This window comes from Xanthomonas sp. NCPPB 3005 (genome assembly GCF_041228095.2).
Lineage (GTDB): Bacteria > Pseudomonadota > Gammaproteobacteria > Xanthomonadales > Xanthomonadaceae > Xanthomonas_A > Xanthomonas_A bonasiae.
Map to the genome: position 1 here is coordinate 5035288 of NZ_CP166096.2, position 14264 is coordinate 5049551.

The 14264-nt window shown below is 69.9% G+C and carries 9 protein-coding genes; 2 read left to right on the forward strand and 7 right to left on the reverse strand.

Translation table 11 applies throughout. From position 1 onward, the window contains the following. Positions 1-532: 532 nt before the first annotated feature. Positions 533-1693 carry a hypothetical protein gene (locus AB8810_RS21845; protein WP_369914872.1) on the reverse strand — a complete coding sequence of 387 codons (1161 nt, stop codon included), beginning with the start codon at positions 1691-1693 and terminating at the stop codon, positions 533-535. Between the two features lie 183 nt (positions 1694-1876). On the opposite strand from AB8810_RS21845, the gene AB8810_RS21850 reads away from it, so the two are divergent. Then, on the forward strand, positions 1877-3568 hold the full coding sequence (locus AB8810_RS21850; RefSeq protein ID WP_179569271.1) for an AarF/ABC1/UbiB kinase family protein: 1692 nt from the start codon (positions 1877-1879) through the stop codon (positions 3566-3568). Positions 3569-4067: 499 nt separating this feature from the next. Continuing rightward, complete coding sequence (locus AB8810_RS21855) at positions 4068-4730, forward strand: TIGR02466 family protein (RefSeq protein ID WP_369914873.1); 663 nt, start codon at positions 4068-4070, stop codon at positions 4728-4730. A gap of 69 nt (positions 4731-4799) precedes the next feature. Here AB8810_RS21855 and AB8810_RS21860 read toward each other — a convergent pair whose 3' ends face one another. From AB8810_RS21860 to AB8810_RS21885, 6 genes are all read right to left on the reverse strand, one after another. Then, positions 4800-7187 (reverse strand): DUF3772 domain-containing protein, encoded by a 2388-nt coding sequence (locus tag AB8810_RS21860; protein ID WP_369916701.1) that lies wholly within the window; start codon positions 7185-7187, stop codon positions 4800-4802. Positions 7188-7373: 186 nt separating this feature from the next. Then, on the reverse strand, positions 7374-8405 hold the full coding sequence (locus AB8810_RS21865) for an NAD(P)H-quinone oxidoreductase (RefSeq protein ID WP_369914874.1): 1032 nt from the start codon (positions 8403-8405) through the stop codon (positions 7374-7376). Between the two features lie 261 nt (positions 8406-8666). Next, positions 8667-10034 carry a histidine-type phosphatase gene (locus AB8810_RS21870; RefSeq protein WP_369914875.1) on the reverse strand — a complete coding sequence of 456 codons (1368 nt, stop codon included), beginning with the start codon at positions 10032-10034 and terminating at the stop codon, positions 8667-8669. Positions 10035-10044: 10 nt separating this feature from the next. Beyond that, complete coding sequence (locus tag AB8810_RS21875; protein ID WP_369914876.1) at positions 10045-12549, reverse strand: TonB-dependent receptor domain-containing protein; 2505 nt, start codon at positions 12547-12549, stop codon at positions 10045-10047. 117 nt (positions 12550-12666) lie between these two features. Further along, positions 12667-13755 carry a FecR family protein gene (locus tag AB8810_RS21880; protein ID WP_369914877.1) on the reverse strand — a complete coding sequence of 363 codons (1089 nt, stop codon included), beginning with the start codon at positions 13753-13755 and terminating at the stop codon, positions 12667-12669. Beyond that, complete coding sequence (locus AB8810_RS21885) at positions 13748-14263, reverse strand: RNA polymerase sigma factor (RefSeq protein WP_179569285.1); 516 nt, start codon at positions 14261-14263, stop codon at positions 13748-13750. The genes AB8810_RS21880 and AB8810_RS21885 overlap by 8 nt, the downstream gene beginning before the upstream one ends. Position 14264: the final 1 nt, after the last annotated feature.

The following is a 14264-nucleotide window of genomic DNA, read 5'->3' on the forward strand; positions in this document are numbered from 1 at the left end:
TTCAACCGCGACGAACGGAGTTGGCCCGTTGCCTGGCCTCGGACGCAGTCGGGATTGAAGTCCCTGCCACAGTGCACCCAGCCGGCGCGTGACAGGTCCCTGTGGGAGCGACTTCAGTCGCAACGAACAAAGCCGGGAAGCGCGACGGTTTCGCGACCTGAAGCCAACGCTGCCGCTTTTTTGTAGGAGCGGCTTCAGCCGCGACACGCTCTACGGAGAATGCCTGTCGCGGCTGAAGCCGCTCCTACAAGGAACTGCGGTGCGTGGGTGCAGCAGGCGTCGATGCTGCGGTGGCGCGCACCTTCGCGGCGTGGGGCCGGTGACCGCCGGGAGCGCCCTCTGCCAGACGGGCGGCGAACCTGTAAACGGAGCTGGCCCGTTGCCTGGCCCCGACGGCTTCGCGACCTGAGGCCAACGCTGCCGCTTTTTGTAGGAGCGGCTTCAGCCGCGACAGGCTCTACCGAGACCGCCTGTCGCGGCTGAAGCCGCTCCTACAAGGAACTGCGGTGCGTGGGTGCCGCGGGCGCCGATGCTACTGCGCCGCGGCCGCCGCGGCAGCCCGCAGCGCTTGCGCCACCGCCTGCAGCGATCCATGCGCCGAACCTGGCTGCAGCGCCAACGGCTGGGTCTTGCCGTGCACGACCACCTCCATCCGCTGCGGCACGCCCTTGGCGTCGCCGACGATGCGATAGGTGGTGGCGGCGCGGGCGAAGCTCAGCGTGTGCCGCGCGGCATCGTAGGCGAAGGTTTCCTCCTCGCCATCCGGATACAGCAGCTCCACCTGCTGCTGCGCGCCGATCGCCACGTAATACGGATTGCCGGACGCACCATCGCCATCGTTGGCGAACACCACGATGCGCTTGCCGGACGGCGCCAGGCGGAATTCGAGCAGGATCTTGCGGGTGCCCAGCGCCGTGCCGCCCTCCTCGTCCCACAGGTAGTGCTCCTGCGCCACGCGCTTGCCGCCCTGGTCGCGATAGCGCGTTTCCTGGGTCAATCCCGGCCCCTCGGCCCTGGCGTCGTCGACCAGCTCGCGCTGCAGCAACGGCTTGCCGTCGCGCACCGTGTACACCGCGAATTGGTGCCAGCAGCAGCCATCCTTGGTCATGGTGTGGATCTCGCGCGCCTTCGCATCCACCTGGAACAGGCCGCAATTGCTCTGCGCCAGTTCGGTGAACTCCGGGCTCGGCGCGAAGCCATCGGCGGTACCCAGGTACACCTGGTACGACGGGCCGTGGTAGCAGCTGTTCTGCCCGTCCATCAGCGCCAGGTCCTTGATCCCGTCGAAATTGAAATCGTCGTAGATCAGCACGCTCTGCTCGCCGTACGGCAGTTGGTGCACGTTGGCCTTGACCTTGCCGCCTTTGGCGTCGGTGTCCAGCACCAGCTCGGGCGAGGCCACCTCGATCAACGGCGTGGTGCCGCCGCGCGCGAACACACGAATGATGCCGGGGCGGAACACCTCCTCGCTCGCCTCCACCTCCAGCGTCGCCCGGTAGCGGTCGGAAAAATCCTGGACCTTGTAGGTGACGTGTTCGCTGCCGGCGAACGCCTGCGCGTCGAAACCCTCGTCGGCATGGCGATCCGTCTCCGCTGCCGCCGTCGCCGACACCAGCGCCCCCAGCAAGACCAGGCCGCAGCGCCACACGGCACGCATGGGAACGGGAACGGCGCGCGCGGAGCGAAACAGCATGACGAATCCTGGGTAGCGGCAGCCTGTGCCTGGACGCGAAAGTCTAGAGCAGCCGCCGCACTTGCGCCGGCACGCTCCGCCCCCTGGTCGCCAATGCCGCCGCACCGCCGGCGGATTCACTGGGCGACGACCCCGCCCCGGCCACACTGGCCACCGCATTCCCTGCCTACCTGGAGCCTGACCTTGAGCGCGACGCCCGACGCTGCGGAGACCACGCAGGTAGTCGGCGGCCTCAGCCGCCGTACCCAGATCCTGCGCCTGCTGCTGCGCTACCGCAGTTCCGGGGTGTTCTCCGGCATGGACATGGACGCCGCCGACGGCGTGCACGAACTGCCGCCGGAAGGCACGCCCGAGCAGTTCGTCACCGACCTGGAAGCGCTGGGCCCGACCTTCGTCAAGCTCGGGCAGATGCTGTCCACGCGTCCGGACGTGGTGCCGCCGGAATTCGCCACCGCGCTGGAGCGGATGCAGGAAAACACCGCGCCGATCCCGGTGGAACGCATCCGCGAGATCGTCGAGGCCGAACTCGGCGTGGCGGTCAACAAGGCCTTCTCCGCGTTCGACGACACGCCGCTGGGCACCGCCTCGCTGGCGCAGGTGCACCGCGCCGCGTTGCGCGACGGCACGCCGGTGGCGATCAAGGTGCAGAAGCCCGAGGTGGCCGCGCAGGTCCGCTCGGACCTGGAGGTGCTGAAGAGTTTCGCCAGCGCCGCCGACAAGCTGACCGGGCTGGGCCGGCGCATCCGCTTCGCCGACTGGCTGGCCGAGTTCGGCAAGGCGCTGCTGGCCGAGCTGAACTACGAAGCCGAAGCGGAGAACCTGGCGCGCTTCGGCGAACACCTCAAGCCGTTCCCGCAGCTGTGGGTGCCGCAGCCGATCTGGGACCTGAGCAGCCGCAAGGTGTTGACCATGCAGCTGGCCGAAGGCGTGCGCGTGGACAAGATCTCCGGGCTGCGCCGCACCGAGCAGCCGATGGACGATCTGGCCGCGGCGCTGGTGCGCGGCTACCTGGACCAGATGTTCGTGCACGGCGAGATCCATGCCGATCCGCATCCGGGCAATCTGCGCGTGCTGAGCGACGGGCGCCTGGCGATCTTCGACCTGGGCATGGTCGCGCACGTGCCGCCGAAGCTGCGCGAGCGCCTGCTCAAGCTGCTGTTCGCCGCGGTCGATGGCCGCGGCGAGGAAGTGGCCGAGGAAACCATCGCGCTGAGCACGCGCCTGGAGGACTTCGACGAAGACCGCTACCAGCGCGAGACCGGGCAGATGATCGCGCGCTATGCCGCGCACGACGCCACCTCCGAAGGCCGCGTGGTGCTGGACCTGGTGCGCATCGCCACCGCCTACGGACTGCGCACGCCGCCGGAACTGAGCCTGCTCGGCAAGACCCTGCTGAACCTGGAAGCGGTGTGCCGCGCGCTGTCGCCGCACCTGGACACGCGCAGCGTGGTCGAAGACCAGCTGCAGCACGTGATGCGCGCGCGGCTGAAGAAATCGCTGTCGGCGGCGAACCTGGCCAGCGAGGCGATGGAGATGCAGGCGCTGCTGCGCGAGGGCCCGCGCAAGCTGTCGGACATCCTGTCGCTGGCCGCCGACAACCGCCTGCAGGTGCGCGTGGCCGGGCTGGAAGAATCGCGGCTGATGGAAAGCCTGCAGAAGATCGCCAACCGCGTCGCCGCCGGCATCGTCACCGCCGCGCTGATCCTGGCCTCCACGCAGATGATGCGCATCGACACCGGCGCCAAGCTGTTCGGCTATCCGGCCATCGCGATGGTGCTGTTCCTGCTCGGCGTGGCGCTGGGCCTGGGCATCGTCGCCAGCGCGGTGCTGTTCGACCGGCGCGCGCACGCCCGCGAAGAGCGCGGGCGGCGCTAGGCCGCGCCGCCGATGCCCGGATGGGTCGCGCCGGGTTTGTCGGGTCGCCAGCCGGTACGGCGCTGCTTGTCGCCTGAGACCCGCGGCCAGGTCGTGCGCCGCCGGATGGCCGACGGCAGGCACGCCCGGCAGCGGCACGCCGGCGCAGGCGCGCCCCGCAGCACGGCCCATGCATGGGCACGCCGTTCGCCTCCTTCCTTTTGCCGCATCCGCTGAAAAGCGTGGCGCGACCTGCACGAGGCCCGGTGACACACGCCACCGGAATGATGCCGCTAGACTGAGGCCCGGCGTCTTGCTGCGGAGCGGTTTCGATCGCGACGACCGTTGCGGCTTCGCGTGAATCAATGCACAGCAGATCAGCGCTCATGGACGAAGGAATAAAGCGGCCTGCGCATGCGCGATGGGAAAACGACATTTCCCATGCCATGCGAAGAAGCGCCGGCAAAGCCGCAAGGCTAACGCGTCGAAAAAACGTCAGTAAATATCAGAAACTTCGATCATGTCACTGCATCCGAAACTCGTTGTCCCTGAGCAGATCAAGATCCACCGGTTGTTTGCCACACCCCTGGCTCAAATCGCGCATCCAGCGGCCGAACGTCTCAATCAAATGCTGAAAGAGGAGATCGATCGGAACAGGGCCGACAATCCGGCGGGCGTGCGCCACAGCAATTCAGGGGGATGGCAGTCCAGTTCGGACTTCAACGCGTGGGGCGGCGAAGGCTCCATGGCGCTGACCGCGTACGCCACGGAGTTGGCCTACGCGTTGACCGCCGTCTACCATCCGGAGCACGGCTTGGTCGTGCCCGAGTTCGAGTGGAAGATAAACGCATGGGCGAATGTCAACAATGCCGGGGATTCGAACGCGCAACACGCGCATCCCGGCGCATTCTGGTCGGGTGTCTACTGGGTGGATGACGGTTGCGACGATGGCCAGGAGGCTGGCGGAGAACTCCAGTTTCTCGACCCCAGAGGGGTCATGCCCTCGCTCTACAACCCGGAACTCAAGATCCGGATCGCGGGCTGCCTGAGTGCCGGATTGACGACCTCCATCGCGCCCGAGAGCGGCACGCTGGTCATGTTCCCTTCCTGGCTGCTGCACTCGGTCAGCCTGTTTACGGGGTCTCGGCCGCGCATCTCGGTCGCGTTCAACTTCAGCGTCTGAGCGAACGCACCCGTTCCCGGTCGGGCAGCGCCGCGGACCGGCATAGAGTGAAAGCGCCGCTGCCCGCGCTCATGGCTCCTTGCGCAGCAGCCGCACTTCCTGCGGCGATTCCAGCGCGATGCCCTCGTCGGCCAGGCGCTGCAGCAGGCTGAAGAACAGATCGCTGCGGATGCCGTAGACCAGCCGCGGATTGCCGACGTAGGCGAAACTGTTGAGGGTGACGTGGCCGCTGGCGATGGAATCGATGAACACCGACGGCGCCGGCTCCTCCAGCACGCCCGGATGCGCGGCATAGAGTTCCAGCAGCAGCGCGCGCAGCTTGGCCATGTTGGTGCCCAGCGACACCGCGAACTGGATCTGCACCCGGCCCAGCGGCCCGGCCAGGGTCATGTTGCGCAGGGTCTTGGTGATCAGCTCGGAGTTGGGCACGATCAGCGTGGAGCGGTCGCCGACCTGGATCTCGGTGGAGCGCACGCTGATCTTGCGCACGTCGCCTTCCTGGTCGCCGATCTTGACCCAGTCGCCGATCTTGACCGGGCGCTCGGCCAGCAGGATCAGCCCGGACACGAAGTTCTGGATGATCGACTGCAGGCCGAAGCCGATGCCCACCGACAGCGCGCTGACCACCAGCGCGATCTGCGCCACCTCGATCCCCGACGCCGCCAGCGCGCACAGCGCGGCCAGCAGGATGCCGACATAGCGGGCCACGGTGCTGACCGAATTGCGCGAACCGTCGTCCAGTTCGGTCTTCGGCAGGTAGGTCCCGGTCAGCCAGCCATGGATGTATTGCATCGCCAGCAGGCCCACGCCCAACACCAGCGCCGCGCGCAATACGGCGCCCGGGTACAGGTGGCTCTTGCCGATCGGGATGCCCTGCGACAGCACCGAGAACCAGTCGGTGATGGTCGAGACGTTGGTCCCGAACGGGATCAGCAGTGCGCCCACGCCGATCAGCAACAGGCACACGCGCAGCACCGCCGAGGTCAGCACCCCCGCCTGCTCCAGGCGGCTGGCGCGCACGCCGAACGCCCCGTTGGCGGCGCGGCCGATGCGGCCTTCGCTGGCGAACAGCCACAGCGCGAAATCGTCGGCGAAGGTCATCAGCAGGCGGATCGCGCCGACGATCATGGTGATCCAGATGATCTGCCGGGTGATGAACAGGCCCAGGTACAGATAGCCCAGCAGCGACGCCAGCAGCGCCACCACCACCGCCACCCGCACCAGCACCCCGACCAGCGCCAGCGCGCCGCCATGCTGCCCCGGCGGCGGCGGCTGGCCGTTTTCCAGCGCCTGCGCCGCGGCCTCGGCGTACTGGCGCCGGCGCAGCCGCGACAGGCTGGTCAGGATCGCCAGGATCAGCACCGCGTACGCCAGCGCGATCACGCCGTCGGCGGCCACCGTCGCCGAGGCGCTGGTGTGGCTGGCGCGGTTGATCACCAGCAGCATGCTGCTGACCCAGGCCAGCGTCGCGGTGGCCCAGGTGTACTTGCGCAGGCGCCGCGCGGTGGCGTCGTCGATCGGGAACAGCCGCCACGACGGCTGGTTCGGCAACAGCACGCTGGCGCCCAGCGAGCCCATGAACGCGGCGGCGAAGCTGTACACGACGAAGCCGCGCAGCACGCTCTCCAGCGCGGTCGGCACCGCGCCGATGCCGCGCAGGCTCTCGGCCAGCACCAGCGCGGCCAGGCCGGGGGTCAGCGTGCCCAGCAACAGGAACCACAACGCCAGGCCGGAGCGGCGCAGGCGGCTGCCCGGCGCGCGCGACATCGCGTAACGCTTGCCCAGCCAGCGCAGCAGGTAGCGCAGCGGGAACAGCAGCACGAACGCGATGGTCAGGCCGATGCCGAGCGCGCCGGCGCCGTTTTCGGCGATCGCGTCGTCCAGCGCCTTTGCGCCCACCTGGTACAGGGCGAGCAGGCGATCGCGGTCGCCTGGGAAATCGCTGGCGATCTGCCGCCACAGCGACGGCGACAACGGCGAGGTCGAACGCAGCGACAGCTCCTGGCTGAAGTGCTCGGCCTGCACGTTCTCGATTTCCTCGCCGAGCTGCTTGGCCTCCACCGCCAGCAGCTTGCCGCGCTTGATCCCCGAATCCAGCGGCGCGCGCTGCTTGGCCAGGTCCTTGCGCTGCGCGGCGATGTCCTTCGCCTCGCCGTCCGCCGCCGGGCCGAGCTGCTGCAGCCGCGCATCGACCTGGGCCAGCTGCGGGGTCAGCGCCGCGACCGCGGCCTCGGCATCGCGCTGCGCATCGGCCACCTGCCCGATCAGCTTGCGCAGCGACTCCTGGTCGTCGGCGTTGTCCACGCTGCGCCGCGCGTCCTGCAGGGTCTGCTCGGCGCCGCTCAGCAAGGTCTGCGGGTCGGGCGCCTGCGGCTCGTCCTGCGGCTGCGCGCTCGCCGCCGCGCTCAGGCACAGGAACAGCAGCAGCAGCGAACGGCGCAACAACGGCAGCAGCACGGCGGAACGGGAAGGCAGGCGCACGCGGGGGACCGGCAGTGAAGCGCGGACCACCGCGCGTGCGGCGCAATATACGGCGTGGCGCTTGAACAGGGCCAGCGGCACGGGGCCGGTGGGCATCTGTCGCGGCTGAAGCCGCTCCTACAGGCGCGCTCTTGTAGAAGCGGCTTCAGCCGCGACCGGGTCTCATTGCCCCGCCCCGGCCTGGGTCAGCAGCACGATCTTGCCGATATGCGCGCTGGATTCCATCCGCGCATGCGCCTGTGCCGCCTCGGCCAGCGGGAAGCAGCGGTCCAGCTGCGGCTTGATCCGGCCCTGTTCCAGCAGCGGCCAGACCTGCTGCTCCAGCTCGCGCGCGATCGCCGCCTTCTCCATCACCGAGCGCGCGCGCAGGGTCGAGCCGGTATGGGTCAGGCGCTTGGCCAGCAGCGGCATCAGGTCCAGCTCGCGGACCTTGCCCTGCTGGATGCCGATCTGCACGATGCGCCCGTCCAGCGCCGCGGCCTGGTAGTTGCGCGGCAGGTAGTCGCCGCCGAGCAGGTCCACGATCACGTCGGCGCCGCGGCCGCCGGTCAGGCGCAGGGTCTCGGCGACGAAGTCCTCCTCGCGGTACAGGATCGCCGCCTGCGCGCCCAGCGCCAGGCTGGCGGCGCGCTTGTCGGCCGAGCCGACGGTGCTGATCACGCGCGCACCGAACGCGGTGCCGAGCAAGGTGGCGACGCTGCCGATGCCGGAGGTGCCGCCGTGCACCAGCAGGGTCTCGCCGGCCTGCAGGCGGCCGCGCTGGAACAGGTTGGCCCACACGGTGAAGAAGGTCTCCGGCAGCGCCGCGGCCTCGGCCAGGCTCAGCGGCGCCGGCACCGGCAGCGCGTTGCGTTCGTGCACCACCGCGTATTCGGCATAGCCGCCGCCGGCGACCAGCGCGCACACCGCATCGCCGAGCCGATAGCGCTCCACGCCCTCGCCCAACGCCACCACCTCGCCGGCGAACTCCAGTCCCGGCAGCGGCGACGCGCCGGGCGGCGGCGGATAGCTGCCGCGGCGCTGCATCACGTCGGGGCGGTTGACCCCGGCCGCGGCCACCCGCACCAGCAGTTCGCCGCGGCCCGGATGCGGCAGCGGCAGGCGCACCGGCACCAGCACCTCCGGCTCGCCGGGGTGGCGGATCTCGATCGCGGTCATCGAATCGGGGAGCGAAGCGGCGGACATCGGGGACATGGCGGGCACCTGGGCAAAGACGGCGCAGCGCCACGCGGGCGCACAGCGCGGGAACCGCGATGATCGGCCTTCGCCGCGTTGCGATCCGTGATGGCGCGCGCAGGGTTCCGTCCGGACCAAACACCGTCCGCTCGGAAACTGGAGGGATGCCGTGAAATCCCTGTAGGAGCGGCTTCAGCCGCGACAGGCATTCCCGATAAATCCTGTCGCGGCTGAAGCCGCTCCTACAAAGTGCGCAACGCGATGCGAGGACTGCGCTAGCTAATCGCCAGCCGCCGCCTGCACCGGCCACGGCGTCAACGCCGGCACGTCGGCCTGCACCTGTTGCGGGTCCAGCCGCGCCTGCAGCGCCGGCAACGCGACCGCCAACGGGCAGCGCAATCGGCCGCCGCAACCCGGCAGCGGCCAGCGCCGCTCGCGCAGCCGGTCGCCGTCGAAGCGGTTGTCGCGCAGCGCCTGCAAGGTCGGCACCACGCTGCGCAGTTGCAGATAGTCGCGGCCGCCCTGCCGCACCAGGTCCAGCAGCAGCGCGCCGCCGGGCGGATAGGCATCGGGCTGGCCGCGCACCGGGCCGGGCACGTCGAGCAGGCCGGCCAGATGCGCCAGGTTGGTGTCGTGGCCGAGCAGCAGCAGCGCGCGGGTGTCCGCTGGCGCCAGCGGCGCCACTGCCGGGGTTTCTCCGGCGGCGGCCTGCATTGTCGCCAGCAGGTGCGCGAGCAGGTTGGAGCCGCCGGCACGCGCCGCCGGCAAGGCGCGCTTGCTGTGGTCGAAGGAGGCGTTGTGCAATCCGATCAGGCGTTGCAGGGAAGTCGCATCGGCGCGACCCCACGCCACCTGCGTCAACGGCAGGCCCTGCGCGTATTCCAGCATCAGGTTCTCGGCCAGGCTGCCGGCGGTCTTCAGCAGTTTTGCCGCCTGCGCGGGATCGTCCAGGCGCCGCGGATCGTCCAGGCGCGGCGTGTCCTGGCCAGGCGCCTGCGCGGCGCAGGCCGCGCCCCGGCAGCCGGACAGGACCTGCTGCAGCGCGCGCAACCGCGCACGCGTGGCCGCATCCGGATGCAGCGGCGCGGCCACCGCGTCGTCGTCCTTGTCGTCGTTCCTGTCCTTGCCGGTCGCGTAGTGGAACAGCGGATTGTTCTGTGCGGTCGGCAGCGCTAGATACCGGGCGCGGCAGCCCGGCTGCAGGCCTTCGCCGAAGGCCGCGGCGCTGGCGTGGTTGCGCGGCGTGCTGTCGGCGATCAGCACCACCTGTGCCTGGCCGCAGTCAGGCGCCAGCACGCCCTCCTTCAGCCAGCGCTGCCGGTAACGCGCGCCCAGCGCCTGCATGCCCGCTGCGCCATGCGCGGTGAGCATGCCCGGCGCCACCGGCCATTGCGGCCATGGCTGCGCCGCGTACCTGGCCAGCGCCTGTGGATCCTGGGTCGGCGCGCGCACGCCGTGGCGCATCACCACGATGGTCAGGCGCACTTGCGCTGGAGCGTTTGCGCCGGCGCGCGTCGCGGTACCGGCCGGCACGCGCGCGGCCGCGGCCGGCAATGCCCACGCGGCCAGCAGCAACAGCGCCGCCACGCGATGCAGGCGGCGCCGCGCAAGCGTGGCGGTCCTGGGTGCTTCGATGGAGAGGTGCATGCCGCCGGCCTCAGAACTTCAGCGACAGGTCGAGGAACACGCCGCGTCCGGCCAGGCCGAAGTACAGCGGCTGGTTGTCGGAAGAGCGCGCGCCGGCGTAGCCGATCAGGGCATGCCGATCCAGCAGGTTGTTGACGTCCATGCTGATCGAGTAGCCCTTCAGGCCGTACGGGCCATGGGTGCTGCGATAGCCCAGCGCCGCATCCAGGCTGGCATAGCCGCCCAGGCGCTGGTCGTTGCCGAACACGGTGGCGCCGCTGGCGTCCGTGGTGTTGTCCACGCCGTACTGCGCGCCGACCACTTTCTCCATCAACGAACCGAAGTAGCCGGTGCCGCTGTTGTAGAGCAGGCCCAATGCCCCGGTCACGTGCGGGGTGCCGGCGACCTGGGTGCTGCTGTGCTTGTAGGTGGCCTCGTTGTAGCTGGCGTTGGCGTACAGGCTCAGCGTCGGCGTCAGCGCATAGGTGGCTTCGGCCTCGGCGCCGCGGTACACCGCGCCTCCGCCGTTGACGTAAGCGCTCTCGGTGCCGCTGTCGGTGGCGACCAGGGTCTGGCTGATGTAGTTGCTGAAGTCGATGTAGTAGACGTCGGCGCCGAAGGTCAGGCCGCGCGCGGCGTAGCTGGTGCCGAGCTGGTAGTTGCTGGTCAGCTCCGGCTGCAGGCCGCGTGCGCCGTTGAGTTCGATCACGTCGATCGGCGGCGCCAGGAAGCCGCGCGCGGCCTGCACGTAGCCGCTCCAGTGCTCGTTGAAGGCATCGTGCAGGCTCAGCGACGGCAACGTCGCGTCGTAGCTGGCGCTGGTGTAGGACGGCGCCGGCGGGGTGCTCTTGTTGAGCTGCGCATCGAGTTCGCGCTCGACCCGCGAATAGCGCACGCCGGGACTGAGGGTCAGCGTGTCGCTCAGCTTCCAGTCGTACTGCACATACGGCTGCAGCGTGTCGGTGCGGTCGTGCAGCTGGTAGTTGTACAGATAGCCGTACTTGGTGCCGCTGGCCGCACCGGTGGTCATGTCCACCGGCAACTGCTCGCGTTCGTCCAGGTTGCGCTCCACCCACACGCCTGTCTGCAACTGGCCCGGGCCCAGATCGCGCGCCAGGCGCAGCACGTCGCCGAAGGCATGGAAATCGTTGTCCGACAGCTTGCCGGGCACGTCGGTAGCCGACTTGGACAGCTTCTTGCCGGTGCTGGAGTAGAAGGTCACGCCGTTGTCGGCGGCGCTCTCGCTGGTGGGGATGCTGCTCTTGGCGGCGGTGTGGTCGAAGCTGTTGTAGTAGACCTTGTTGTCGAGCTCCCAGTCGCCCAGGCGCGTACTCAGGCCCAGATAGCTGAAGCTGGAGTAGTACGCGGCGCTGTTGTAGCCGGTGTAGTTCTGCAGGGTCGGATCGTTGCCCAGGCCGTAGCGCCAGCCGTGCTGTTGGATCTGCGCGCGGGTGGCGCCCTGCACGGTGTTCTGGTGCTCCTGGTTGTAGCTGCTGACGAAGGTCAGCGTGGTCGTCTCGCCCAATTCGGTGACGGTCTTGACGAAGGCGTGCTCGCGACGGTCGTCGGTGCCCTTCAGATAGGTGTCGCTGGCTTCCTTGGACAGGTCGGCGAACACGCGGGTGTTGCCGATGTGTTCGTCGGCGCTGACGCCGGTGGACCAGGTGTCCCAGCTGCCGCCGGTGGCGTACACGGTGACGCCGTCCACCGTGCTGGGATTGCGCGTGCGCAGCGCCAGCGTGCCGCCGAAGGTGGCGTTGCCGATGGTGGCGCCACCGCCGGGGCCGCGGTCGATCTCGGCCTGGCCGAGCACGTGGTTGTTGAAGTACGCGGACGTGGTGTGGTGCAGGTCGCTGGCGTCGCCGAACGGGATGCCGTCGAAGGTGATGTTGAACTGGCCGTCCTGAAAGCCGCGGATGCTGATGCCTTCGTTCTTGCCCAGGCCGGGGCCTTCCGGCGAGGTGGTGACCACGCTCGGCGCGTACTTGATGATGTCGTCGTAGTTCGCGTTCAGGCGCAGGCCGTCGCGGATGAAGCGTTCGTCGATCACCGAGGTCGGCTGGCTTGCCTCCAGCGGCGCGGCGCTGGGCGCCAGCGTGTCGACGCTGTTGGCGGTGACGTTGATCGGCGCCAGTTCGCGCGGGCCGTCGTCGCGGTCGCCGTTGTCGGCCGCCGGCGTGGCCGCGGCATGCGGCGCGCGCGGAGCGGCGGCACTGCGTTGCGCCGGCGCGGCGCTGCGCACGATGCTGACCGTGGTCGGCGTCGGCATGCGGTAGTCCAGGCCGGTGCCGGCCAGCAGTTTCTGCAACTGCTGTGCCGGTGCCAGGCCGGCCGGCGCGCCGTTGCTGCGTTGCCCGGCCGCCAGTGCCGGGTCGTACATCAGTTGCAGGCCGCTGTTGCGTGCGAACAGTTCCAGCGCCTGGTCCAGCGGCATCGGCGCGATCGCCGGTGCGGCGGCGATGGGGGCCGACCACGCCGGCAGCGAAGAAGTGCTGCCGAGCAGCAGGGCGATGGAGACGACGAGCGTGTTGCGCATGGGACGTGCTACCGGAGGGGAGAGGAAGGCGGTCGTACGCACGCAGCGCGACGACCATGCCTACCTAGGAGTGCCGCACAGCGCCGCGCGGCTACCGGTATTTGCATGAATTTTTTCTTACATCGGCGCCGGTGCGCTGCGGATCGTCACCGCCTGCGCATCGCGGTGCACCTGCACGTTCGGCAGGCTGCCCAGATAGGCGACGAAGGCCTCCGGATCGCGCAGGTGGAACACGCCGCTGATGCGGCGCGCGGCCAGCGCCGGGTCGGCGATGCGCAACGGCCGCGTGGTGTAGGCGTTGAACAGCCGCGCCACCTCGCCCACGCTGCGGTCGTGCACGCCGACCTGTTCCGGCAACCAGGCGGTGGCGCCGGCGATGTCGGCATGCGCGTCCAGCCCCAGCAACTGGCCTTGCGGATCCAGCCGCGCCTGCTGGCCGCCGCCCAGGTCCGCCAGCTGCGCGCCCTCGCTGGGCAGCGCGCTGCGCCGCCACCACGGATGCGCGCCGCGCAGCACGTGCACGCGCCCCTGCAGCACGGTGACGCGGGTGCCGCCGGCATGTTGATCGACGCCGAACACGGTGCCGATATCGCGCAGCACCAGCGTGCCGACGCTGACCCGCAGCGGCCGCGCCGGATCGTGGCCGAGGTCGAACAGCGCCTTGCCGCGCAGCAGCGCGATGTCGCGGCGCTGCGCGCCGTAGCGCACGGCGATGGCGCTGCCGCGGTCCAGGCGCACCACGCTGCCGTCGGCCAGCGCCACCTCGCGCCCGGCATCGGCAGCGGCGGCGTAGACCGTCGCCGCGACCGTGTGCGGCGCCGCCAGCTGCGTGGCCACGCCGATCGCCGACAGCGCGAGGACGGCCGCCAGGCCGAACGCCCGACGCCGGTTGCGGCCGCGCTTGCCTGGCACCGGCGCCGCTTGCGATCGCGGCGGCGCCGCGCGGCCGAACTCGGGCCGCAACGGCACCACCACCGCGCCGCTGTGGCGCGCATGCGCGCACAGCTGTTCGCTGCTGGCCGGCTGCGAGTGCGCCGCGGCCTGCAGGTCCTGGTGCAGATGGGCGATGCCCAGGTATTCGGCCACGTGGGTGGGCGATTGCCGCAGCCAGGCCAGGAACTCGGCCTGCTGCACCGGCGCCAGCGGCGCTTCGCGCTGCGCCAGGTACCAGGCCGCGGCGGCCGCCGCGATCGGCGACTCACGCATAGCGCGCCATGCCCTGCCGGCACACCGCCAGGCCCTTGATGATGTATTTCTTGACCATGTGGCTGGAGATCTGCAACCGCTCGGCGATGTCCTGGTAGCCGAGTTCGTCGCGGTAGCGCAGCACCATCGCCGCGCGGCATTTCGGCGGCAGCCGCGCCATCAGTTCGGCCAGGCGCTGCCGGCGCTGCGCGCGATGCACCTGCGCATCGGCTTCGCACGGCACCGCCAGCCGCTCCAGCACCTCGTCCAGGCAGGTGTCGCGTTGCGTGCTGCGCTGGTTGAGCAGCGCGTGCTCGCGCATCAGGTTGGCGGCGATGGTGAACAGGTAGGCTTCCGGATTGGCGATCTCCGGCGCATGCGCCTCGCTGCGCTGCAGGCGCAGCCACACTTCCTGCACCAGGTCCTCGGCATCCCATGCCGCAGCGCGGCGGCGCAGGAAATAACGGCTCAGCGACGGCCGCCATTGCAGGAACAGCCGCGACAGGGCCGGCAAGGGTTCGGGACGCACC